This is a genomic window from Planctomycetaceae bacterium (assembly GCA_041398825.1).
Taxonomy (GTDB): Bacteria; Planctomycetota; Planctomycetia; order Planctomycetales; family Planctomycetaceae; genus F1-80-MAGs062.
This window is the reverse complement of record JAWKTX010000003.1, coordinates 314,965-339,191: the sequence shown is the minus strand read 5'-3', so window position 1 is coordinate 339,191 and position 24,227 is coordinate 314,965. Positions and strand designations below refer to the sequence as shown.

The 24,227-nt window shown below is 53.7% G+C and carries 22 protein-coding genes; 13 read left to right on the top strand and 9 right to left on the bottom strand.

Features of this window, described 5'->3' with window-relative positions; genetic code table 11:
* Positions 1-230 precede the first annotated feature (230 nt).
* Positions 231-3,644 (top strand): PQQ-dependent sugar dehydrogenase, encoded by a 3,414-nt coding sequence (locus tag R3C20_07645; GenBank protein ID MEZ6040363.1) that lies wholly within the window; start codon positions 231-233, stop codon positions 3,642-3,644.
* Positions 3,645-3,818: 174 nt separating this feature from the next.
* Here the strand turns inward: R3C20_07645 and R3C20_07640 are convergent, their stop codons facing one another.
* The 3 genes from R3C20_07640 to R3C20_07630 all read right to left on the bottom strand — a co-directional run bounded on the left by R3C20_07640 (position 3,819) and on the right by R3C20_07630 (position 5,436).
* Positions 3,819-4,304, bottom strand: a complete 486-nt coding sequence (locus R3C20_07640) for a hypothetical protein (protein ID MEZ6040362.1) — start codon at positions 4,302-4,304, stop codon at positions 3,819-3,821.
* Between the two features lie 249 nt (positions 4,305-4,553).
* On the bottom strand, positions 4,554-4,988 hold the full coding sequence (locus R3C20_07635) for an ATP-binding protein (GenBank protein MEZ6040361.1): 435 nt from the start codon (positions 4,986-4,988) through the stop codon (positions 4,554-4,556).
* Positions 4,989-5,076: 88 nt separating this feature from the next.
* Positions 5,077-5,436 (bottom strand): STAS domain-containing protein, encoded by a 360-nt coding sequence (locus tag R3C20_07630; protein MEZ6040360.1) that lies wholly within the window; start codon positions 5,434-5,436, stop codon positions 5,077-5,079.
* A 255-nt stretch (positions 5,437-5,691) separates the two neighbouring features.
* Between R3C20_07630 and R3C20_07625 the strand changes: the two genes are divergently transcribed.
* Positions 5,692-7,443 (top strand): alpha/beta hydrolase, encoded by a 1,752-nt coding sequence (locus tag R3C20_07625; GenBank protein ID MEZ6040359.1) that lies wholly within the window; start codon positions 5,692-5,694, stop codon positions 7,441-7,443.
* 273 nt (positions 7,444-7,716) lie between these two features.
* Here the strand turns inward: R3C20_07625 and R3C20_07620 are convergent, their stop codons facing one another.
* Positions 7,717-10,056 carry an HDIG domain-containing protein gene (locus R3C20_07620; GenBank protein MEZ6040358.1) on the bottom strand — a complete coding sequence of 780 codons (2,340 nt, stop codon included), beginning with the start codon at positions 10,054-10,056 and terminating at the stop codon, positions 7,717-7,719.
* Positions 10,057-10,259: 203 nt separating this feature from the next.
* A complete protein-coding gene (locus tag R3C20_07615; GenBank protein ID MEZ6040357.1) occupies positions 10,260-11,405 on the bottom strand; it encodes a PhoH family protein in 1,146 nt (381 codons plus the stop codon).
* 893 nt (positions 11,406-12,298) lie between these two features.
* On the opposite strand from R3C20_07615, the gene R3C20_07610 reads away from it, so the two are divergent.
* From R3C20_07610 to R3C20_07560, 11 genes are all read left to right on the top strand, one after another.
* On the top strand, positions 12,299-12,772 hold the full coding sequence (locus R3C20_07610; GenBank protein MEZ6040356.1) for a DUF1579 domain-containing protein: 474 nt from the start codon (positions 12,299-12,301) through the stop codon (positions 12,770-12,772).
* Between the two features lie 118 nt (positions 12,773-12,890).
* Positions 12,891-13,289, top strand: coding sequence for a YciI family protein (locus tag R3C20_07605; protein MEZ6040355.1), 399 nt, complete (start codon positions 12,891-12,893; stop codon positions 13,287-13,289).
* A gap of 59 nt (positions 13,290-13,348) precedes the next feature.
* Entirely contained in the window at positions 13,349-13,798 is a 450-nt protein-coding gene (locus tag R3C20_07600; GenBank protein ID MEZ6040354.1) for an SRPBCC family protein, read from the top strand.
* A gap of 110 nt (positions 13,799-13,908) precedes the next feature.
* Entirely contained in the window at positions 13,909-14,304 is a 396-nt protein-coding gene (locus R3C20_07595) for a glyoxalase/bleomycin resistance/extradiol dioxygenase family protein (GenBank protein MEZ6040353.1), read from the top strand.
* 38 nt (positions 14,305-14,342) lie between these two features.
* Complete coding sequence (locus R3C20_07590) at positions 14,343-15,188, top strand: YciI family protein (protein MEZ6040352.1); 846 nt, start codon at positions 14,343-14,345, stop codon at positions 15,186-15,188.
* A gap of 4 nt (positions 15,189-15,192) precedes the next feature.
* Positions 15,193-15,597 carry a DoxX family protein gene (locus R3C20_07585; GenBank protein MEZ6040351.1) on the top strand — a complete coding sequence of 135 codons (405 nt, stop codon included), beginning with the start codon at positions 15,193-15,195 and terminating at the stop codon, positions 15,595-15,597.
* On the top strand, positions 15,594-15,962 hold the full coding sequence (locus tag R3C20_07580; protein MEZ6040350.1) for a YciI family protein: 369 nt from the start codon (positions 15,594-15,596) through the stop codon (positions 15,960-15,962). The genes R3C20_07585 and R3C20_07580 overlap by 4 nt, the downstream gene beginning before the upstream one ends.
* 1 nt (position 15,963) lies before the next feature.
* Positions 15,964-16,341 (top strand): VOC family protein, encoded by a 378-nt coding sequence (locus tag R3C20_07575; GenBank protein MEZ6040349.1) that lies wholly within the window; start codon positions 15,964-15,966, stop codon positions 16,339-16,341.
* A gap of 9 nt (positions 16,342-16,350) precedes the next feature.
* Positions 16,351-16,824 carry a VOC family protein gene (locus tag R3C20_07570; GenBank protein MEZ6040348.1) on the top strand — a complete coding sequence of 158 codons (474 nt, stop codon included), beginning with the start codon at positions 16,351-16,353 and terminating at the stop codon, positions 16,822-16,824.
* 119 nt (positions 16,825-16,943) lie between these two features.
* Positions 16,944-17,195: a YciI family protein gene (locus R3C20_07565; GenBank protein ID MEZ6040347.1), complete on the top strand. Its 252-nt coding sequence runs from the start codon at positions 16,944-16,946 to the stop codon at positions 17,193-17,195.
* A gap of 7 nt (positions 17,196-17,202) precedes the next feature.
* Positions 17,203-18,447 carry an RNA polymerase sigma factor gene (locus tag R3C20_07560; GenBank protein ID MEZ6040346.1) on the top strand — a complete coding sequence of 415 codons (1,245 nt, stop codon included), beginning with the start codon at positions 17,203-17,205 and terminating at the stop codon, positions 18,445-18,447.
* A gap of 131 nt (positions 18,448-18,578) precedes the next feature.
* On the opposite strand, the gene R3C20_07555 is transcribed toward R3C20_07560, so the two are convergent.
* The 4 genes from R3C20_07555 to R3C20_07540 all read right to left on the bottom strand — a co-directional run bounded on the left by R3C20_07555 (position 18,579) and on the right by R3C20_07540 (position 24,169).
* On the bottom strand, positions 18,579-19,649 hold the full coding sequence (locus R3C20_07555; GenBank protein MEZ6040345.1) for a chemotaxis response regulator protein-glutamate methylesterase: 1,071 nt from the start codon (positions 19,647-19,649) through the stop codon (positions 18,579-18,581).
* Positions 19,650-19,735: 86 nt separating this feature from the next.
* On the bottom strand, positions 19,736-21,343 hold the full coding sequence (locus R3C20_07550; protein ID MEZ6040344.1) for a CheR family methyltransferase: 1,608 nt from the start codon (positions 21,341-21,343) through the stop codon (positions 19,736-19,738).
* Between the two features lie 120 nt (positions 21,344-21,463).
* The gene (locus R3C20_07545; GenBank protein MEZ6040343.1) at positions 21,464-23,626 is read right to left on the bottom strand and encodes a methyl-accepting chemotaxis protein; all 2,163 of its coding nucleotides are present in this window, start codon (positions 23,624-23,626) and stop codon (positions 21,464-21,466) included.
* A gap of 66 nt (positions 23,627-23,692) precedes the next feature.
* Positions 23,693-24,169: a chemotaxis protein CheW gene (locus R3C20_07540; protein MEZ6040342.1), complete on the bottom strand. Its 477-nt coding sequence runs from the start codon at positions 24,167-24,169 to the stop codon at positions 23,693-23,695.
* Positions 24,170-24,227 lie beyond the last annotated feature (58 nt).

Below are 24,227 nucleotides of genomic sequence, written 5' to 3'. Positions count from 1 at the left end.
TCGATACAACTGACGACCGGGGAATGCCTGACGGGGGAAATCTTGCCGTTTGGCCAGGACGGAGTTCGATGCCTGCAGGATTTCACTTTCGGTGTCGAATTCCGACGTCTGCTGTATTGACGAGGGGAGCCAGCTTCATTCTTCTGCGCTCCCTGAAATTTCAATCCGTCATTCTCTGGTCCCCGAGCGGTTCGTCTTTCCTGCCGCCGGACAGCCCCCAAAATGGTCTTATGAACGTTCTGCGACAACTGCGGCACCTGATCATCCCCGTCATTCTTCTGGCTGCATCGGTCTCTGCCCAGGATGACTATCAGCCACGCATAGCGTCATCCTCCAAAGATGCCGAACTTGCTCTTCAGGGTTTCCAGATTCCTGAGGGGATGAAAGGGCAATTGATGGCGGCCGAGCCGATGCTCGCGAATCCCGTTGCCTTTTATGTTTCCGGGAACGGAAGCGTTTATGTTTGCGAAACGTTCCGACAGGAAGTCGGTGTTGAGGACAATCGAAGCCATATGAACTGGCTCGACAATGATTTGCAGCTGCAATCCGTTGAAGAAAGACTGGCGATGTTTCGCCGGTATCTGGGCGACGATGTCAGTAAGTACGGGGTGGAACAGGACCGCATTCGCCTTCTGAGAGACTCGAACGGCGACGGAAAGTTCGACACAGATAGTGTGTTTGCCGCGGGATTCAACGACCCACTCGACGGGACAGGGGCGGGTGTCATTGAAGCAAATGGCAGTGTGTACTACACCTGCATTCCGAAGCTTTGGCGTCTGAAAGATACGGATTCCGACGGTATCGCAGACGATCATGACGCCCTTCATCACGGTTACGGAGTTCGCGTTGCGTTCCGCGGGCACGATATGCATGGCCTGACGATTGGACCGGACGGGCGGCTTTACTACAGCATTGGTGATCGTGGCTATAACGTGATTACCAAAGAAGGAGAGCGGTTGCATCGGCCGGATTGTGGTGCCGTATTTCGCTGTGACCTGGACGGCTCGAATCTTGAAGTGTTCGCGCATGGCCTTCGGAATCCTCAGGAGCTCGCCTTTGATGACTTCGGCAATCTGTTTACCGGCGACAATAATTCCGACAGCGGCGATAAAGCGCGATGGGTCTATGTCGTGAAGGGTAGCGACACTGGATGGCGCATGTATTACCAGTACGAAAATGACCGAGGCCCCTGGAATCGCGAACGGATCTGGTACCCATTCCGATCCGATGAAGAGACCGTCGCCGTGCAGCCCGCCTACATACTTCCGCCAGTCGCGCATCTGGCTGATGGTCCATCGGGCCTGACGTACTACCCAGGCATCGGCTTACCAGATCGATACGCCGGCCATTTCTTTATGGCCGATTTTCGGGGCACCGCAGGTAACAGCGGGATCCGTAGCTTTGCAGTAAAAACGAATGGTGCCACATTTGAACTGGTTGATTCACATCAATTCATCTGGTCAATTCTGGCCACGGATGTGGACTTTGCACCTGATGGCAGTTTGTATGTCTCGGACTGGGTGAATGGATGGGTTGGTGAGGGAAAAGGACGAATCTATCGCTTCGAACACACCAATCGCATTTCTGAAGTCGCGGGAGCAGGTGTGCCGAACATGCTTGCGAACGGTCTCCAGGATGCGGCGCATTCTGAGCTGATTGGGCTGTTAGCCCATGTAGATCGTCGAGTGCGCCAGCAGGCGCAGTTTGAACTGGTTCGACGGAATGCAGACACGGACCTGTTTGATCTGGCGGCAAATGCACCCCAGCCAATTGTCCGGCGTCATGCCATCTGGGGGGCGTGGCAAATTGGATTGCGGTCGGCACAGGATTCTCAGAAAGCTACAGCGGCGCTGACACAATCGATACACGCAGCGATTGACCGAGATCCGGCAGACGATGACCTGGCTCAGTGTTTGAAAGTGATTGGCGATATCGTAGATCGATTCGGGGTTGATGCTGCATTTTCATTGCAGACTCGCGGCCAACTGCTTCTGCTTTGTCGACGTCTGACGGAATCAGAAAACCTTCGTGTCGCTGGCTTCGCAGCAGCAGCGTTAGGGTCTGTTGGCGAAGATGTCGATGGTGAAGCTTTGCTTGCGTTGCTTGACCGTGTGAACAATCAGGACCCTGTTGTTCGACATCAGTGCAGCCATGCTTTGTGGCAACTGGGACAGCGATTCCCGGGGCTGCTCGCATCGCTTAACGCTCACCCCGGAGACGCGGGAAGACTGGGACTTGTAGTTGCCATGCGAATGCAGCTGAGTCCCGAATTGGCAGGGTTCCTGTCTGATGCAGATACGAATGTCGTGGCAGAGGCCGTCCGGGCCATTCATGACGAACACATCGATGCAGCCATGCCGGCACTGGCAAGTCTGGCAGGGACACCAGGGCTTCCGGACCTTGTGTTGCGGCGCGTGTTGAACGCAAATTACCGGCTGGGCCAAATTAACAATGCATCGGTTGTCGCTGCCATCGCCGCTGACAGCGCCAACCCCGAAGCCGTCCGGTTGTTGGCCGCGAGATTATTGAAGACATGGAATCAGCCGTTGAAGAAAGATCCGGTCACTGGTCGTTGGCGTCCACTTCGAACAGATGTCGCCGGAATTCGAAATGCCGGTTCAATGGCATCCGCGATCCAGCCATATCTTCCGGCGATGTTAGCAGGGTCAGACAAGCTTCGGGAATTTGCGGTGGAAATTGCATCGACTCACGGAATCAAAGATCTGATACCGACCCTGCGACAGCTGCTGCTGGATGAAGATAACCCCGAAACGCTGCGAGTATCCTGTCTGAGGGCTCTTGCCCGGCTTTCAGACAACATTGATGAACTGATTGAACTTGGTCAGAAAGACAGGTCCGAATCGGTGCAGCTTGCGACTCTCGAATTACTGGCAACACGGAAGCCCAAAGCTGCAATCCCGGCGCTGAGAATTGCAATTGAGAACGGCTCACCCCTGGCTGTCCAGCGAAGCATTCGCCTGCTGGGAGGAATCAAAGAGGACGAAGCCGAACTGATTCTGCTGGCTGCTTTCGACAGGCTTGACTCTGGTCAATTACCCGCATCCAGCATTCTGGATCTGCTGACTGCGGCGGAGCAGAACGGATCTTCCCAGCTGAAGGCAGCCGTCAACAGCTATCGAAAGTCGCAAAAAGAAGCGGGCACGACACTGGCGCTCTGGAGCGAATGCCTTGAAGGCGGAGAGGCCGCACGCGGAGAAGAGATTTTCTTTGGACGGAGTGCTGCGTCTTGTCGTCGCTGTCATAAGGTGAATGCGAGTGGAGGAGAGGTTGGGCCAGACCTTTCAAAAATCGCCTCTGAGAAAGACCGCACCTACCTGCTCGAATCCATCGTTGATCCGAATGCTAAGATCGCAAAGGGATTCGAAACTGTCGTTGTCGTTACTGTAGAGGGCAAAGTGCATTCGGGGGTCGTCAAGCGGGATGACGCTCAGGTCCTCCAGCTGATGACCCCACAAGGCGCGTTAATCTCCATTTCTCCGGATGAGATCGACGAACGTACGACCGGTCAGTCTGGTATGCCATCGGACATGGGAAAGAACCTGATCCGGTCCGAGATACGTGACCTGATTGCGTATCTCGCGACTCTGAAAGGCGAAGGGGCGGCTGCACACGGTGAGAGATAGGTTCTGTGCGGGACTGCGTGAATCGTGTCGGGAATCCGTTTGATCTGAGACGATTCGATCAGCCAGATTTCCTGCATTCGCTTGTCCCGACGGACGAGACGGACGCAGGAAGTCTCTGGTTCAGGACACGACACTGTCCTAAAGACATTCCTGGCACACCAGGCAGGACCTGAGCTACCGCTGGGCGGAAAACTGCTCTGCGAATTCCAGTACAACACAGTCAACCATTTGTCGAAGTGTCTCGAGGTCCGCTTCATTCAGAAATTTGAAGTTGGTACGGTTCAGGGACTCTCGATTGCGGATTGTCCCCTTGGTGGCAATTTCCAGGATGTGTGCATCGGAAAACGGACGGACAAGGATTTCCAGTCGACTGTAATCTGATCGGGAATTGCCAGCCTTCAGGTTGAGATCGTCGCGACTGATCCTCGCGCCCCAGCCTTTTTCATTCAGCACCGTTGTGAATTCGAACCCTGGAAAATGATCGGCGAGCTTGCGCAGACACTGCTCAATGTGTTCGGCCAGTTCATTTCGAAGCCCGGAATGAATCGCACGCAGCTCTTCTTCGGTTCGAGCCTGTTCTCCAGCGGATTCGCCGTCGGCATCCCGGAATTGCTTGCCGCGTTGAATGGCTCGCTGCAGTTTCTCTTCAAAATCAGACATTTCTGTTCCCGTGTGCTGTTTGTTTCGTCAGCACGAAATTGTAACTGAGCTCCCCGCGGAGAAAAAGGAGCCACGAGCTACGAAGACTGAAAAGCAAACACCTTTCGTTGCGACTGACAGATCACAACGCTGCCTGCAGCAGAGCAGCGAACATTCTGCGAAATCCGGAGGCAACCGAAAAACCTGCGGGCCGGAACTGAACCGGAGCCGGGAATCTGCTTATCAGGCGATTCGCTGTTCAGAAACCATTCAGTCGTCGAGTATCGGGAGTTCACTGTTGCGTTCCCGAACCATGGTAATGCAGCGACCACCCTCTGTGTATTCGCAGTGAGAAAGATAAGCTCGCATCAAAAGCAGGCCACGACCGTTGGGGCGTTCAATGTATTCCGCAGCTGTGGGATCCGGGATCTCTTCCGGCACGAATCCTTCGCCCTGATCGCGCACGATTACCTTCATCTGCTGATCGTTGATTTCGCAGAAGATGTAGACAACCTTCTCTTCTGAGAATCGATTACCGTGTCGAATCGCATTGGTGACAGCTTCTTCCAGAGACAATCGCATCGCGAAAACATCCCGGGAACTGTATTCCCATCGCTCCATCAGCGAAACGATCTTCTCCTGTGCTGCCAGGCCATCGGCAGTATTGCTGGGAATTGTTGTTTCGAATGCGACAGGCTCAGCCATGGCAGCGATCCTCACAGGTGTTTCGGGACCGCTCCGACTGTCACCAGCAAAGATATCGGGCAGGAACGGTCGCTGCATGCGATTTGGACTAGAATCGGGACAGAGCATCATCCAGGTCCGAGCACAGCGTCAACACCTTATCCAGCTTGGTGATCTTAAATACGTCCACAATGTCTCGCTGAATGTTGCAAAGGACCACCTTCCCACCCACGGCCTGCACCTTCTTGTGCATTGTGACGAGCTTGCCCAGTGCCGCACTTGACAGGTACTCAACCAAACTGAAATCCAGAATGATCTTGTTGTGCCCATCCTGTTCAACCATTGCAAACATTTCCTGGCCGAGAGCTTCGATGTTGGCTTCGTCCAGAATTTTGCGTTCGAGTAGCCGTGCTACCGTAACACCCTCTACCGTTTCGATATCAATCCGTCGTTCAGATGTATTCGCCATGATTCGCCTCTGTTCTACAGACGCCGCTTATACCGAAGTCAAGCAAACGATGAATGGTGCCGTCAGTCCGTTTTGGTCCGCCCGTTGGCAACCCCCTTGAGGAGATCTGCTGAAGGTAGGTATATTGCCCGGATCCGCAGCAGGTGTGAGCAGAATTGCCCTGAGTCGATGATTGCCCACCAAAGCCGAACTGTCAAGCGATTCAGGCATCTGCTTTCCCGGACGAGCCGATACCTTAGACTGGTTTTGCATCCTGTGATTTCTGTATCCGCCGGATGGCCGACCACAAAAGTCACCCGAAACATCCTGAACCAGGTGTTTCCTCCAAACTACTGGCATTTCCTGATTCGGACGGAACCGACAATGCCTTCACAGATGCCTGAATTGCGGATCGCGGTACTGCTCCTGCTGATTTGTGCCGGATGTGGTGCTGAAAAGTCTCGATCGTCAGCGCCCGACAACGCCAGTTCCAGGGTGGAAGAAGCAGTCTTTCAGTCGGCCGAACTGCCGCGGCAGGCAGGTGAGTTTCCCTTCGCCGAACCGAACCTTCCGGAATCGTCGGCAGAAACAGCAGTTTCTGCCGCTGGATTGGATCCAGTCACGGTTGAAGAGCTCCCGGGTTCTTCAGAGAAATTCGGAGTTCCGAAACCGCCACCTTCGAAGAAGAAGTCTGAGTCTCCTCCCCAGTTTCCCCCGGTCGCTGCCCTGGAAATGCCACAGGAAGAAGAGAGTGGACTGGTTTTCGAAGAACCTCCATGGGATTCGGAAGAACCCACCTCGCCGATGGCTGCACCTCGCGAAAGTTTCAGTCCCCTACCGTCCCAGCAGGAGCAAATGGAACCACGGGATGATCTTGCTGCGGTTCCGCAAGTGATTGAAGGACATGTTTCCGCTGCCACAGAACGGCGCAGGCAGGCTGAAGCCACGGCAGCGCCATCAACCGTTATTCGGCGGCCGGGGGCTCAATTACAAAGACAGGGATATTCCAATGAACTCGTCTACTTCGCGACAAACAGACAGCCAGAAGACAGTCCAAGAGCCTCCACAGATCCGGATATGTATTTTGGAGCTCAGCGAGGAACCGTTACCTATGGTGTTTGCGAAGTGAGTATGCCATACCGACGAGCACCGGGGACATTGCCCGAGCCGTCTGTGCTGGCTCTGGAGTTCACTCAGGATCCGGCTCGACATGTTGTGCTGATGCAGATTCAGTTAAAGCAGGATGAGGAATTCTGGCGTTCACTTCGAGCGGACCTGGACACGCGACCACAACGACAATTGATGTTGTTCGTTCATGGATACAGCGCATCATTTCGGGACGCCGCGCGAAGAACTGCGCAGATTGCCTATGACATGAATTATCAGGGGGCGGCCATGTTTTTCAGTTGGCCTGCTGGCAGTGAAACAGAAGGTCTGAATCGCTGGAACTACACAAATGATTTGCGGCGAGCTGACGAATCATGTGAAGATTTTCTGACAGTCATCGAAGCGATCGCCGCTCGAGCCGGAGCTGAACGCATTCATTTAATCGTTCACAGTATGGGAAATCATCTGGTCACAGAGTCGCTGAAGACAATGGCGGATCGCCTGGGGCCTTCCGGGACGCCCGTTCGGATGTTTGATGCTGTTGCGATGGCCGCGCCGGATATCAGTTCAAGAGATTTTGCCGAACGGACAGCAGACCGCATCCGCCCATTCAGCAGTCGTTTTACCGTGTATGCCTCAAAGCACGACAAGGCATTGCAGTTTTCGAAACAGCTGAATGGCTGGGATCCTCTCGGACTACTCAGTGAATACTCGCTGCAGATCGCAAGAAAAGATGCGTTTGAACTGGTCGATGTGTCCGCACTTTCAGACAGGTGGTTTGATACCGGTCACATTTACTACGGTGACATGCCTGAAGTGATGAGAGATGTTCAGGGGTTGTTCCTCGGGCAATCCGTGCAGAACCGAAACCTGCTTGCAACACCGCCTGTGTTTCGTCTGGTTCGACACATTCGCCGTTAGTTGTCCGTCGAAAAATCAGGACAGGCCCGCTGGACGGCTGTAAAGCGTCGTGTATTAAGGTCTTCTGCTCGAGCTGGTCCCGGTCTTCAACAGGCTGTTACGTCTGTCCAGCCCGCACATCGCCCTGATGTCAGCAGGAATGAGACTCATCATGACAGCCAGTTCACCTGCCACTCGAATGCGGCGAGGGAGTGTGAAGTGATTCACACGGACTTGTCTGTCGAAGTCTCCGGATCTATCCGCGGTCCTCGGCAGACGAACCGAACTCTGGGGTTACGCTGTCCGCTGGCCTGGATATTTTACTCGTCCATGGTGAGCTGCGAGCAATGACTTAATCAGACTCTCTTCGACCACTCGGATCTCGGTCATTTTAAGGTCGCATTGATCGAACTGGCCATCCAGCAATCGCTTCATGGTAATCTCATGAACCAGCGACTGGATTCTCTTGGGTGTTGGTTCCTTTAAAGATCGACTGGCGCTTTCGACCGCATCGGCCAGCATCAACACTGCCGTTTCACGGGACTGAGGCTTCGGGCCCGGATACCGGAAGGAAGATTCGTCAGCGTCCGTTCTGTGATCCACATCCGCCTTTCGAGTGGCTTCATGAAAAAAGTACTCGACCAGAGTTGTCCCATGATGCTGCTCAATAAACTGAATCAGACTGTCCGGCAGGTTGTTTTCTTCTGCCAGTTCGATGCCTTCTTTGACATGACCGATGATGATGAGCGTGCTCATCGCCGGAGCCAGAGATTTATGGTGGTTCTCTGAGCCTTCCGTCATGTTCTCGATGAAGTACTCCGGCTTCATCATTTTCCCAATGTCATGGAAGTAAGCACCGACGCGCGTCAACAGCCCATTCGCGCCGATTGCCTCGGCCGCGGCTTCGGCAATCGTGGCCACCGTCATCGAGTGGTTATAAGTACCAGGAGCGCGGCGAGCCAGCTCCTGTAGCAGGGGGTGTGAAACGGCAGAGAGTTCGACAAGACTGATATCCGTGACGATGCCAAATGCCGATTCAATGAATGGGAGGTTAAAGATCACCAGGTGAGAACAAATCAAAGCCCACCCCGAAAACTTCAGGGCCGTGGTAACAATTTGAGGGTTTCTCCAGGCATCTTCGGCTCCGTGTGCCTGAATGATGGCAACGCCCCAGACAGCAAGAAATGCCACCAGGGCCAGCACAAATCCGGCCCTTGCCATCGTCATACGGGACTTGATACGTCTGAGCGGAACGATGGACGTGACGCTGACCGTAATCAGCATGATGAAGTGGCCGAGATCTCCGAGCGTTGACATCGAGATCAGCAGTGATAGACAAAATGCTGTCAGAATGGCAATGACCTGACTGTAGGCAATGGCCGTAATCATGACAGCTGCAACCAGCGGTACGATTTCTGCTCGCCAGGGATCACGGCTTGCCATGTTTGCCAGCAGCACAGTGATCGCGCACATGACAACAAAGCTCAGGAGCCGCGGCGTTTCGACCAGCAATTCCGGACTAACAAACTGAAGGAAAGCGCCAAAAAGAACCACCATCAGAATCAACATTACCGAAGTCCCGAACAATCGCAGCAATCGTTTGCTGAAGGGGACCTGCGCTTCGTAGTTTTCGTATTCGTGCCACAGCAAAGCGATCTGTTCGTCTGCGGTCAGCTGGGTTCCTGCCGGAACCAGTACCGCCCCCTGGGCAAAGATGTCGTTTCTCTGGGGCGACTTTTCGCCGGCTTCCCGAAGCGCTTCCTCTGTGGCCTCGGCGTTCAGCTGCAACTGATTGCGAAGGTTGCGATGCAGCCAGGTTTCCACTGGACCGCGAATCGCTCGAAGGTCCGCCAATTCATCGCTCGGCCAGACTTTTCCGAGTCTCCCCGTTTCCTTCAGCTGCTCCTCAAGCAGAATCGACGCGAGCACATCGTATTGGATAGTGATTCCGCCAGCGTCGTCGATTCTTACCGGACGATTTCTAAGCAGCTCACGGGGTTTGCTTTCAGGCGTATTATTGACACCGGCAATGACACGCGGCAGACGCAGCGCGGTTTGCGTGTCGATGACTCCCAGCAATCTTGCGCCACCCAGGATTTGCGAGAACTGAAGCACGAGTTCGTCGATTCGGTTTCCCGAAGACTCCATCGCTCGAGTCAGGACATCCTTCATGTTACGAAAGGTGGCTTCCTGCGTCGTTGGGTCTCCGGTCTCCAGACCGAACGCTTCCCGTGTTCTCGCGGAGACTGTTTCCAGCTGTTCCGCATTGGCGATTTCACTCAGATGGTCACGAAACTGCGACTGGAGGCGATCGATTACGGTGGAATCCTGCTGGAAGACCAGCGGTGCGTTTCGTTCCGCTTCGACTTTCAGTCGCTGAGTTTCCAGAACATTTAATACCTCGAATTCCACGCGTGACTGGATTCCAACCGTTGCAAACTGTCCGGCGCGGAAAGTGAATCGGGACTTCCAGGATTGTCCTGCCAGCAACAGCAGAATGATCGCAAGCGTAGCGATGCCCAGTTGTGTCAGGGTACGGAAGTCGGTGATCGAGTTCTTCAGGCGATCCCAGAGAGACGGCGTCGGCCTGTACACTCGCGCCTGGCGAGGCCGCCGGGTTCCAAAGAATGACATGGCGCTTATCCGGGCTGGAAGAATCTGTAAAGCGCCGTTGCGATTCCATCGCACAGCCGAAGTTGGAAACGGTTCGGTCGCAGATTCGCCGAATGCTCACTGCCACCCGGCAAACTCGCCGAGCTGTCGATGTCATGAACAGCCATTTTTTAAACCGTAGACGAAGTTGCGTTCGTCTCGCTGACTGGCTGTTTCATTTCGAGTCACTCGCCCTGTGGCGAGTGTCCCTCCGTTTCGTACGCCGAAACTATTTCACGAACCAGTCGGTGTCGGACAATATCCTGTCCGGTCATTCGGATTATCGCAACCCCATCCACATGTGCAAGTCGCTGCATGCCGTCAGAAAGTCCACTGCGAGTTCCCTTGGGCAGGTCATTCTGCGAGGAATCTCCTGTAACAATAATCCTGGAATTGATTCCCATTCGGGTTAAAAACATCTTCATCTGTGTGATTGTCGTGTTTTGGCCTTCATCCAGAATGATAAAGGTGTCATTCAGCGTTCTTCCCCGCATAAAAGCCAGGGGGGCAATTTCGATGACATCGTTGCTCATGTACCGCCGTACCTGATCGAATTCCAGCATATCGTTGATTGCATCGAGCAGTGGGCGCAGGTAGGGATTGACTTTGGCAAACATATCCCCGGGGAGAAACCCCAGTTTTTCCCCCGCTTCGACCGCTGGCCGCACCAGAATTATCTTGCGGACTTCCTCTCTCCGCAAAGCTTCGAGTGCCATCGCGACCGCCAGATACGTCTTACCGCAGCCCGCAGGCCCTTCACAGAAAACCAGCGGGTGATCCTCAATCGCTTCCATGTAACGGCGCTGACCATCCGTCTTGGGTCGTACTTTGCCCACTTTATCGCGTCCGCGTCGCAGCTCCTGCAGTACACGGCTGGAGGATACGAGTTCTTCGTTGAGGCTGGTCAATGGTGTATCCGCAGCTGATGATGTATCGAACGAAGGAGCTCGTCCTGAAGAGCGAGACGACGATGCGCGTTCGCGATTTGAATTTCGATTCGAAATCATGCCAGGTTCCTTTTCCCGGGCGTATCTTGGTCGTTCTTCTTTACGCACGTTTCCAGAGATTGCATCGATGGAATCCGTCTGAAGTGACATGGCAACATCCGAAGCAGACAGACTTTCCTTCCTCTTCAGCAGGGATTGCCATTGTTCCAGTGTTGCCCGGCACTGAGCGACCTGAGCCTGATTCCCCATGATTCGAATGTTGCCGTCGCGCAGCACAACGCGGGTGCCGGTCGCTTCGCAAAGTTGTTTCAGGTTCTCGTCGCAGGTCCCGAACAAAGCCAGTGCTTCTTCGTGGTTCGTGAGTTTAATGGTTGCTTCGGCCATACCTGGAAGTAGTCCGTTTGAATTGCCGCTGTCCGGAGGGAAGTCTGGTCACCAATTCAGTTTTAGGAACTGAAATGTTCCGCAGACAATGATAATCGCTTCTTATTCGAGCGATTGCTCAATTGAACGGCAAGCGCACCTGAATTCAAAGATGTTTGTTATGGCGAGTTCCTGTGTCGTACCGAGGTGAACGGTGCGACCCTGTGATGCGTTGTCCCGGTGCTCGCGTAGAGACCAGGTCAGAATCTTCGGTTCTGGATACGTGAGTCTTTTGCCGTGTTTTTGGAGTGACGTGTGGAGTTCTGCTGCAGCCTGCGTTGCAATTTCGATCGTATGACATCACGTTCCCCCCTCGATTTGTCTTCTGTTTTCGCTTTCGAGATACCAAAAGAATGCTTCGACGGGGTGTGGCGATGCAGAAACCGTTCCAAATTTGATGCCGGCTGGAATCGAAGAGCCTGTCGCGAAGTAAAGGTTCGCAGGTTTAGCAGCTCCCGGGCAAGGTTCTTCGGAATCCGCTTCAATGCAAACACGCCGACAATCGAACTTGACGATGTCAGCACAGGATCGATCAATCCCCGAAGACGTGTTCGTTGGAGCCAGTGGTTCCGATACCTCAGGAGACTTTATTAATCAAACAGGATTAATCAACAGGCGAAATGAATCCGGCTGCTCAATTGACAGGCAGCGGGAGCGAGAAGTGCCCGAGCCAGCATCTTTGAAGATTCATGGGATCGGGACTTCGCCCAAAGAAGAGGGGAAGAGTATTTTAGTGAACTGAAAGTCTCTGATTCTCCTGACTGTTGTCGATTTCCGTTTGCATGAAACGACCACTTCAGAATTCCGGACAGTAAACAGGTTTGTATATCTCTGATAGCAAAAGGAAACGAGCGATGTTCGCAAAACCACAGGCGGAGCATGAATGGCTTACCCAATTGGTTGGCAAATGGAACTTTGAGCATAAATGTGAGATGCCTGACGGTAACCAGTCCGCCGCCTGCGGCACAATGAGCTGCCGATCGCTTGGCGGCATGTGGCTAATCTGCGAAAGCAGTGGCGATTCGCCCGACGGACCCTGGTCGACGGTCATGACCCTTGGATTCGATCCCGCTAAAGAGCAGTACGTGGGGACTTTTATTGGTTCGATGATGGCCAACATCTGGCCCTATCAAGGGGTTGCAGACAGCAATGGACTCAGACTGCCGTTGTATTCCGAAGGACCGAAGTTCGATGGCAGTGGCATTGGTCAATATCGAGACACGATTGAAATTGTCGACCGCGATACCTGGCTTTTCACCAGCGAACTTCAACTGGATGATGGCACATGGAAGCAGTTCATGGTCGCAAGGCACACCAGGTGCGAATAGGGGCAACAAAAAGTTTTCAAGAAAAACTGTCGATTGAAAGATTCGCCATTCGACTACCTGCCAGCGAACATCGGCTTGCTCGACAATTTGAACAACCCAACGACCGGAAAACATCACGATGAAATTCATTTGCATGGGCTTTATTGAGGAGTCGAAGTACCAGTCACTCTCTGCGGAAGAGGGCCAGAGAATGATGGAGGAGTGCTTTGCCTACGACGATGAACTCAGACGCGGCGGTCACTTTCTGGGTGGAGAAGCACTGCAATCTGCCAGCAACGCAGTCACGCTGCGGATCAGAAACGGATCGGTCGACGTCACCGACGGGCCCTATGCAGAGACCAAAGAAATGCTGGGCGGGATCCTGTTTCTGGAAGCTCGGGATCTGAACCACGCGATTGCACTTATGTCCAATCATCCCGGCGTAAAGATGGGGCCATTTGAAATCCGGCCAGCAAATGAAGAGGTCAATAAGCTCATTGCGGCGCGCGACGCGATGTGCCGCGACATGCAATCTTAAGAGCCTGCTGTCTCAACAATCGACTGAACAGAACTTGCAATAACATGGAGAATCACACCATGCCGACCGCCACAAATACAGTTCAACTGCATCGCGTACTCCGCGCACCAATGGAGAGAGTGTACAGAGCCTTTGTCGATGCCGATGCTCTCGCCCGCTGGCTACCACCGTACGGATTTCTGGGCACCGTAAATGAAATGGATGTCCGTGTCGGCGGAGGATATCGGATGTCGTTCAGGAACTTCGAGACCGGTGAAGCCCATTCCTTTTCAGCCCGATTTGTCGAACTGACGCCGCACGAACGCATTCGGATCATCGAGCAATTTGACGCTCCGGGCCTACCCGGAGAAATGGAGCTTACCATTGCCTTGCGAGCAGTCTCCTGTGGCACCGAACTCACGATCACACAGGAAGGAATCCCCGATGTGATTCCCACCGACGCATGCTATCACGGTTGGCAGGAGTCACTACTGCAGTTGTCTCGACTCGTCGAGCACTCGTTGTCGTGATTGGAAGCATCCCGTACGAACGTGAATTTGCCATGTGAGCCAATCAGCGAAGTGACCGTGGCCCGATAGCTTTCTTGTTCTGCCATTCCGGGGAGAATATCTTGTCGAAAATGATCTTCATCAATTTGCCTGTGACGGATCTCACGGCTTCCATGGCATTCTACGAAGCCCTCGGGTTTCGCAACAATCCTGCATTCACGGACGCCACAGCGGCCTGCATGGTCTGGAGCGATTCGATTCACGTGATGCTGCTGACGCACGAAAAGTGGAGAACGTTCACCAATCGTCCGATTCCACCGAAGACTTCCAGCGAAGTGATGCTCGCACTGACATGCGACAGTCGCGAGATCGTGGACGAATTAAATGCAATTGCAGCTGCCAAAGGCGGCACGGCAGATATCAATCCCATTCAGGACATGGGAGTCATGTACAACCGCAATCTGGCAGACCCGGACGGACACATCTGGGAAATGTTCTGGATGGATCCAAAAGCAATGCCAGCCTAGTCTCTTAGTTCGCTCAAAAATTAACACGGAGAATTCTGATGAGAGTCATGGTGATCGTCAAAGCGACAAAGAGTTCAGAAGCGGGTGCACCTCCCAGCCAGGAATTAATGGTTGAAATGGGCAGGTTTAATGAGCAACTCGTTTCCGCCGGCATCATGAGAAACGGCGATGGTTTGAAACCAAGTAGTCATGGGGTGCGAGTACGATTCAGTGGCTCGGATCGCATTGTTACTGATGGTCCCTTTGCGGAGACCAGGGAATTGATTGCCGGGTATTGGCTGTGGGAGGTTGCATCGATGCAGGAGGCCATTGAGTGGGTGAAGCGTTGCCCCAATCCGATGCCGGAGGATTCAGAAATCGAAATCCGCCCGTTCTACGAAATGGAAGACTTTGCCCAGCATGATCCCGACGGGAGTATTGCGGCACAGGAAGAAGTGTTGCGTCACAAAATCAATCTGCAGGCAGCTACGGTCCAGCCCTATCTGTTCTTCGGTGGACGATGCGAAGAGGCTCTGGCATTTTACGAGCAGGCTCTGGGGGCAACGGTCACCATGAAGATGCGTTTCAGCGAAAGTCCTGACCCGGTCCCACCAGGCATGTTGCAGGCAGGCTTCGAGAACAAGATCATGCATTCGTCGTTTACCGTCGGCAAGATGACGCTCATGGCCTCCGATGGCTGCGACGACAAGTCAAAGTTTGACGGGTTTCGTTTAGCCCTGTCAGTCCCTACCGAGGATACGGCAGACGCGGCGTTTCATGCTTTAGCGGATGGCGGCAAAGTGGATATGCCGTTGATGAAAACATTCTGGTCGCCCCGATACGGGATGGTGACGGATCAATTTGGCGTTGGCTGGATGGTGATGGTTCCCGGCGAAGGGGCGTGAAACGATGGCTGAATCCGGAAAAAGAAGAATCATTGGCTGGGGCCTGAGTGTTCTGCTCGTCTTGTTTCTGATTGGAGCAAGCGCGGTGGGCAAGTTCACGCAATGGGAAGGCAAGGCCGAAATGTTTGCCAAAATGGGCTGGACGGAAGAAGTCATGTTTAACATTGGTGTCGTGGAAGTGGCAATAGCAGTCATGTTCCTGATACCACGCACAGCATTCGTGGCAGCCATTCTTCTTGCGGCTTATCTGGGCGGTGCTATCGCCACTCATGTCCGTGCGGGAGAACCATTCTATTTCCCGATCATTCTTGGGGTTCTGGTGTGGATCGCACTCGGACTTCGCATGCCGGACGTTTTTCGACTCGCTTTCGGTTTCGGCAATACAAAGACCCCGGAGAACAAATCATGAAGTATATGCTGTTGATCTACGGCTCAGAAAATTGCTGGACAGAAGACGAACGCACGGAATGCATGATTGAATCGATGGGCATCTGCGATGAATTGGAGAAGCAGGGAAAATATATCGCTTCCTCGCCGCTGCATTCGGTGACGACAGCCACCAGCGTTCGTGTACGCAATGACAAGCGGCAGATTACTGACGGTCCCTTCGCGGAGACGACCGAGCAGCTGGGTGGCTACTACGTCATCGACGTGAATCATCTCGACGAAGCCATCGCCATCGCCGCTCGTTTGCCACCGGCCAAAAAGGGGACGGTTGAAATCCGGCCTCTGTTTCCTTTACCCGAAATCCCTCAGACGAAACAGGAGAACTAAGATGACGCGCAATCCCGTTGGCTGGTTTGAGATCTATGTTCAGGAGATGGAACGCGCTCAGAAGTTTTATGAAGCCGTTCTCCAGGTCGAGCTTGCAGAGCTTGCCACGCCGGTCCCTGATTTGCAGATGCTGGCCTTTCCCATGCATATGGAAGCAGGCGGTGCGCCCGGTGCACTGGTGAAAATGGAAGGATGCCCGTCCGGTGGGATGGGAACGCTGGTCTACTTCACGTGCGAAGACTGCGCAAGCGAAGAATCGCGAGTCGAAGCAGCCGGTGGAAAGATCTTCCGACCTAAAATGTCAATTGGCCAATACGGCTTTATTACTCTGGCAACGGACACCGAAGGCAACCTGTTTGGCCTGCATTCCCTGAAGTAGGTCTATGCGATGGAAATGAAGCAAAGAATCACACCGTTTCTGTCGTATGCGAACCAGGCAGAAGCCGCCGCTGAGTTTTACGTCTCGGTCGTTCCGGATTCACGTATCATTCGCAAGGTGCTGAATCCCGCGAATCAAGCCGTGCTGACTGTTGAGTTCGAGATGTGCGGGATGAAGTTCATCGCTCTCAATGCGGGGCAGGATTGGAAGTTTACTGAAGCGTTCTCATTGGCGATTCATTGTGACACACAAGAGGAACTTGATGTCCTTTGGGATCGCCTGGTGGATGACGGTGGAGAGGAACTGGCATGCGGCTGGTTGAAAGACAGGTTTGGGATGTGCTGGCAAGTCTGGCCTTCACAATTGCAGTCCTGGTTTGAGTCTGAGAATCCATCTGCCTTACAACGCATGTTCGAAGCTCTGTGGCAAATGAAGAAACTTGATATCGCCACACTGCAGAAGGCCTTCGACGGCTGCGACTGATCACCAGAAAGTAAAGATGATGAAGTACATTCTGTTAATTCATTCCGAAGAGGGAGTTTGGCCGCCTGATGAACTGGAGATCGCTCGGGATGCTTCCGTTCAATTGTGTCACACGCTGAATGAGCCGCGGGCAGTATTTGGGAGCCGCGCCACTCCATCCGGCTGTTACTGCAACCTGCGTGCAGGTCCGCGACGGCGTGCGCACCGTCTCCGACGGGCCGTACGCGGAAACCAAAGAACAGCTGGCTGGCTACTTCCTGATCGATGTTGCTAATCTTGATGAAGCGATTGCTGTTGCAGGCAGCATTCCGGGCACGACGCGCGGTACAACAGAAATTCGACCGATCATCGAACTGACGGGAATGCCGTAGCAGACCGATGAAGCCTGTCGATGTGGAATTGATTTACCATCGAGATTCGCGAAAAGTGTATGCCACTTTGGTTCGCCTGTTGGGTGATTTCGATTTGGCAGAGGAGGCCCTGCACGAAGCGTTTGCTTCAGCCATCAAACAGTGGCCGGAGCAGGGGGTGCCAGCCAACGCGGTGTCCTGGCTGGTTTCGACGGGGCGTTTCAAAGCTGTGGACATGTTGCGACGCCGCAAAAGGTTCAGCGAACTGCAACCAGAACTGGCGCGCCGCGTTTCCGACATTGAAGCTGCCAATCAAACCAGCATGGAACAGGACATCGAAGATGACCGGTTGCGTTTGATTTTTACGTGTTGTCACCCGGCGATCGATCGGCATGTGCAGATACCGCTCACGTTGCGAGAGGTCTGCGGCTTGACAACGGAGGAGATCGCTCGAGCGTTCCTGATGAGTCCCTCAACGCTGGCGCAGCGCATCGTACGCGGGAAAGCCAAGATTCGCGATGCTCGAATTCCATTTGCAATTCCTTCGCTTATTGATTTGCCGGAACGACTTGATCCCGTTCTCTCAGTGATCTACCTGGTTTTTAATGAAGGGTATTCTGCTTCCAGTGGCGACCAACTGGTGCGAGTGGATTTGACAGAGGAGGCGATTCGACTTGCCAGGCTCTTGGTCGAGTTGCTACCGGACCCGGAAGCGATGGGACTTCTGGCTTTGATGCTGCTTCACGAATCGAGACGCCATGCGAGGATGGATGCTTCCGGAGATATCGTACTGCTGGAGGATCAGGACCGTACGCTCTGGAATCAGGAGTTCATTGCAGAAGGGCAGCAACTGGTCGAACAGGCACTGAGGTCACGAAGATTTGGGGTCTATACGATCCAGGCGGCCATCTCCGCCGTCCATGCGGAAGCCCGGCAGGCGAGCGAAACGGACTGGGAGCAGATCGTTGCCCTGTACGACATATTGCTGCGTGCGGATCGGTCTCCTGTGGTGGAGCTGAATCGTGCCGTGGCGATTGCGATGCGCGATAACATCGAATCCGGCTTGTCCATCATCGATGATATTCTGGCACGCGGAGAACTACAGCATTACTACCTGATCCATTCCGCTCGCGGCGAGTTCCTGAGGCGACTTGGAAGACTCGACGAATCGAAATCGGCGTTTGAATGGGCATTTTCGCTTGCTGAACAGGAGCCGGAGAAACGATTTCTGCGGGCGAAGATCGCCTCGCTAAATTCGAAGGCACAAACATAAAACGTTCCTGCGGAATGATCAGCTTCCACAGGAACGTTTCAGTCGGATACCTGACCGTCAGTGTTGTCGACAATGTGTCTACGATTTTCTGGTGTGTTCTTTGACCATCGCTCGATGACTGCCTGAACATTCTACGCCATGGCGGGCTGACCTTTGCAACAGGCAATTGCCTGGTCAGCGATGCGTTGCAGAGGTCGGATGAAATCGACGCCGCCTTTGGAAATGGCCTCTCTTGGCATACCGAAGACGACCGAGGTCGCTTCGTCCTGTGCGATGGTTTGAGCGCCGGATTTCTTCATTTCCAGCATACCGAGAGCACCATCGCTGCCCATTCCTGTGAGGATGATTCCAACCGCATTGCTTCCAATCGCGCGGGCGGCGGATCGGAAGAGTACGTCTACCGAAGGACGGAAGCCGCTCACTTTTTCGCCACTTGAGATATGTACGTTGTACCCGGAACCGCTGCGAACGGCTTCCATATGAAAATCACCAGGAGCGATCAGCACCTGCCCGGACTGAATGCGATCGCCATTCACCGCTTCTTTCACGTGAACCTGACAGCAACGGTCCAACCGTTCGGCGTATGATTTTGTGTAGCCTGGCGGCATATGAATTGTCGCAATTACACCTGGTCCGTCGGAAGGAAACTTAGTGAGAACCTCAGCCATTGCCTCTGTTCCACCAGTCGATGCGCCAATCACGACCACCTTATTCGAACCTGTGATCAAACTGCTTGACTGCAATTGTGTCTTCACGATGGGCTCGGCAGGCGATTGTGCTGATCTTGATCGCGGACGGACTTTGGCTGAAGAAGCGCCACGAATTTTCAGGACAAGTTCGCGAGCCAGATCCCGCATACCAGTGGAGATATCGCCTTTGGGTTTGGCAACGAAGTCCACGGCGCCCAGTTCCAGAGCCCGCAGCGTTGTCTGACAGCCACGTTCGGTCAGGGACGAAACCATAACAACCGGCAGCGGCCGACTCGCCATTAATTTCTCGAGAAATGTCAGCCCATCCATCCGAGGCATTTCGACATCCAGAGTAATGACGTCCGGGTTGAGCGTCATGATCTTGTCGCGAGCGACATACGGATCACCAGCAGTCCCGACAACTTCCAGATGCGGGTCTTTCGTCAGAATCTCGGTGAGCAGTTGGCGCATCAATGCCGAATCGTCAACAATCAGTACTCGCACTTTGTTCATGGCTGGCTCCCAGGCGGCTTTTCAGCACCCCTTCAGGCTTATCTGGACTGAAGAACCCCGAAGTTCCCTTCAAGGCCGCTCTAACTTCAAAACAACTCGACTGATCCATAACACCCTGCTGGCTCGGCGACAGGCTTTTCTTCCCTTTGTTTGACTGTTGCCATTTCTGCCTCAATCTCGGCCATCTGTTTCACCGGACGCACGAATGCCTGTCCTGTGTGTGTCAGAAACTGGACCTGCCGACCGTGTCTGCCGCCGACATCTTTGGAGACAATAGGAATACAGTCTGTATCCAGAAACTGCATGGCGAAATTTGCATTACGGCCGCCGATATCCAGTGAGCATCCGGAACTCTTTAAGACATTGCCTCCGCCGAAGACTTTGGCAACCAGTTTTCTGCGATCCCCACCCAGTTTCATAATCTCGTTGATCAGAAGTTCCATTGCGTGCACCCCATAGCTGGCACACACCCGGTCGTCTGATTTGTTTGCCGGCAGCATGAAGTGGTTCATGCCCCCGACATGAGCGATTGGATCGTACAGACACACGGCGATACAGGATCCGACTACCGTAGAGACTTTGCATGGGCTCGAGGATGCCTTGATCTCCCCAACGATAATGGCGTGCGAAGCATCCGGACCTTTGCCCATCGTGCCTGTCGAGAAGCTTTGGGTGCTCGCCTGACTGTCGATGCGCTGTCGAAGCCGTTCCCTTGCGGTTCCACCTGACGATGCAGCCAATCCGGCCCCCGTCGACCTTCGAAGTCCTGTGGACGGCGTTGGCGAGGGTAGCTGCGCAGCTTTGGACAGAGATCGAGCGGAAGTGGCTCCCTTACCCGGATTGAGTCGGTAAATAGTTTTCCCCAGCGGCCGATAGACTCCCTCGATTCGCATGATCGATTCGCTGTGCCCGATAAACAGATGCCCCTCGGGCACCAGTTGTTCGGCAAAGCGGCTGACCAGACGATCCTGCGTTGGTTCGTCGAAATAGATCATGACATTTCGGCAGAAGATGATGTCGAACGATGTATTAATTGGCCATGGTGATTCGATGAAGTTGATGCGTCGAAATGCAATCAACTGTTTCAACTCCGGCCCCGCTACCCAGACGGTGTCTTTACCGCGAACTTCCTTGCGGAAGTATCTTTTCCTCAGATCTGCCGGAATCTCGTCCGCTTTATCTTCGTGGTAGACACCCTGTTCCGCATTCGCGAGAACATCCGTGTCGACATCGGATGCCAGAATTCGGATGTCCCATTGCGCGGCTTTCGCTGCCCCGAAGTACTCAAGCAGCGTCATCGCGAGCGTGTAGGGTTCTTCACCGGTTGAGCACGCCGCACTCCAGATGCGAAGCTTATAGTGACCGGTTTCCCGCGCCTGTGCCTCGATTGAAGGAAGCAGCTCTTCGCGCATGTATTCGAAGTGATGGTTTTCCCTGAAGAAGTCGGTCTTGTTGGTCGTCAGAGCGTTGATCATTTGAAGACGCTCTTCACCATTCCTGTCCTCATTCTGCAGGAAGTCGTAGTAGCGACTGAAAGAGTTCAGCTGTAACTTTCGCAGACGCTTTTGCAATCGGGACTCCACCAGCTGAAACTTCGCCTCCGACATGGAGATACCTGCTTCGGCGTAGATCAGTTCCCGGAAGAGCTTGAACTCTTTCCGTGTAAGCTGAGCTGGTGTTCCTGGGTCTGCCATTTTCTGAACTCTGGTCTGACGTGCGTGTTGACTGAAACCGGGCTGTAAACGTTCTGCAGCGCGAAGCCGAAGGTCACGGCTCGGCTCCGCACTGACAGAACGTTCGAAATACGGATTGGGTTAGAATTCGATAAAGCCGTTGCCGACTAACCGATCCACCTGGTTGCTGATGTTGTTCAGCTCCTGTTCTGTATTTCTGATTGCCGAATTCCCACGGGACCGACCACTGGCAGCAGGGGCTGCGTGTCGACGTCCGCTGTGCTCGGCTACATCCGTCTCCAGTCGGAACTGGCCGACCAGTTCAAGCAGCTGTTCTGAATGCTGAGACAGCGAAGTGGCCGTACCCGACATTTCTTCGGTCTGCGACGCATTGCTCTGAGTCACGCGATCCATTTGAGCAACCGCCTTATTCACCTGTTCGATCCCTGTGAGCTGCTCTTTCGAGGCGGCCGCGATCTCACTGACAATGTCGGTCACACGCTTAACGGACCCAACAATCTCTTCCAGCGTCTTGCCGGACTGATTGACCAGTGAGGTGCCATTTTCAACCTTTCTCACAGAGTCCTGAATAAGAGTCTTGATCTCTTTTGCTGCCGAAGCACTTCTTTGAGCAAGGTTGCGGACTTCCGCGGCTACGACGGCAAAGCCACGACCCTGCTCGCCTGCACGTGCGGCTTCAACAGCGGCATTCAGGGCAAGCAGATTCGTTTGGAAGGCAATTTCGTCGATGGTCGTAATGATATCGGCGATTCGGGTTGAAGCCTGGTTGATCTCAGCCATGGCCTTTACAGCATCACCAACAACCCGTCCGCCGTTCTCAGCGACATCACGAGAACCATTCGCAAGTTGACGAGCCTGTTGAGCGTTCTCTGTGTTCTGTTTGACCGTCGATGTAATTTCCTCGAGACTTGAGGCAGTTTCTTCAAGACTTGAAGCCTGATGCTGAGCCCCTTTGGAGATCTCATTCGAAGCGGCCGTCATTTCAGAGGCCGCTGAAGCGACGGTTCCCGCTACAGACTTGACTTCGGCGAGCGCGGACCGAATTGAGCTGACAGCAGATTCAAGCGCCTGAGCAACCTGACCCACAGCATCATCGCCAAGGTCTGGTACCTGAATGTTGAAATTGCCATCGGCAACAGCATTCACGATCTCCAGAACCTGCTGAACCTTGCGTTGCTGCAGCTCTGAATCACGACGCTCACGGTCACTTCGTTCGCGTTCTGCCGCTTCCGCCGCCTGTTTATCTGCGAAGAATCTCCGGAGGCCTTCTCCAAGCTGGCCGACGGCGTCTTCTCCATTCACCGTGATCTCCAGGGAATAGTCGCCTCGAGACACGCGGTTCGCGACCTCCAGTATCTGTGCAACATTCGATTTCAGCTCTTCAGCAGCCTTCGCGTCTGCTTCCTGCTTTTCCGCAATGCTGCGTTCCATTTCCTTCTGTCGCGTGATGTCGGTTGCAAACTTAACAACCTTGATCGGACGTCCATTCAGGTCGACGATTGGGTTGTATGTCGCTTTGATCCAGATTTCTTTGCCGCCTTTTCCGACGCGCAGATAGTCGCCAGCGTCGAATCGACCTTCGTTGAGGTGCGCCCAGAATTGTCGATATTCCGGACTGCTGGCGTAGTCGGCCGGAACGAACATGCTGTGGTGTTTGCCGCGGATTTCGTCGAGCGTATAACCAACCGTCTTCAGGAAATTGTCATTTGCCCTCAGAATCTTTCCGTCCATCGAAAACTCAATCACAGCCTGGCTCTTGTCGATCGCCGCCAGTTGACCGGTTGAATTTCGCAGTTCGGTGACATCAGACCATTCGAGTCCGTAGCCACTTACTTCGCCCTTATTGTCACGGATCGCTGTGACGTACAGACCGATGTTTACGTCTCCAAGCGAAATGTCAGTTCGGTATGGGAGATTGCGAGGGTCTGCCAGCAGGCGTCGTTGATGTTCCGGGGCTTTATGGAAGCGGTCGATACAAGTGCCAATAATGTCTTCCGCGTGGAAGTCCGGAAAGACTGACTTAAGCGTCGCGGCGTGACGAGCAAACAAGTCCATGGTGGCCTTGTTCACGTAGGTAACCACCAGATCGGTGTCCACTACCATTACAGCACTGGAAACTTCATCCATCAGGTAGTGGGACAGCTTCATTTCATCAACTGTTGCTCCTTCAACCTGATCACCAGCCTTCCGCCGCGCAGGTGGACGACCCGATGCTGGACGTCTTGTCGCAGTCTTTGCTTTGGTTTTTGGAGAACGAGAAGATGCTGCGGACTTTGTTGCCATGGGATGTGAACTCCTGTGATTTACAGTGTGAATGTCGATGTGCAGACGGGTAAGGGAATGCCAGTTTCACGCAGCCTGGGTGCTGCCGAGCAGGCGGCCGATATCAAGAAGCGTGATAAGTCGATCACTAGACTTGGCCATTCCGGTAATGAAAGCGGTATCAATGCCGTGACCAAGTTCCGGCAGAGATTCCAGATCCGAATCCGCCACATTCAGGACATCTGAAACGGCGTCCACCACCAGTCCCATGACTTTTTGTCCCACGGTCACAATGATGATTACCGTGAACTGGTTGTATTGAGCGGCCGGCATATTGAAGCGACTTCGCAGATCAACTACCGGTACGACTGTTCCTCGCAGATTCATCACGCCTTTGATATAAGGCGGCACATTGGGAATTTGAGTGAGATGCGTGAGACCCTTGATTTCCTGGACCTTCAGGATGTCAATCCCGAACTCTTCTTCGGCCAGCTGAAACGTCAGAAACTGACTTCCGCCTTCGGCCAGTTCACACAATGTTGCGTTCGATGTTTCGCTTACCACGCTATGCTCTCCTCTTGAATTCTGTACGTTTACAGTTGGGTCAAATAGATTAGATGCA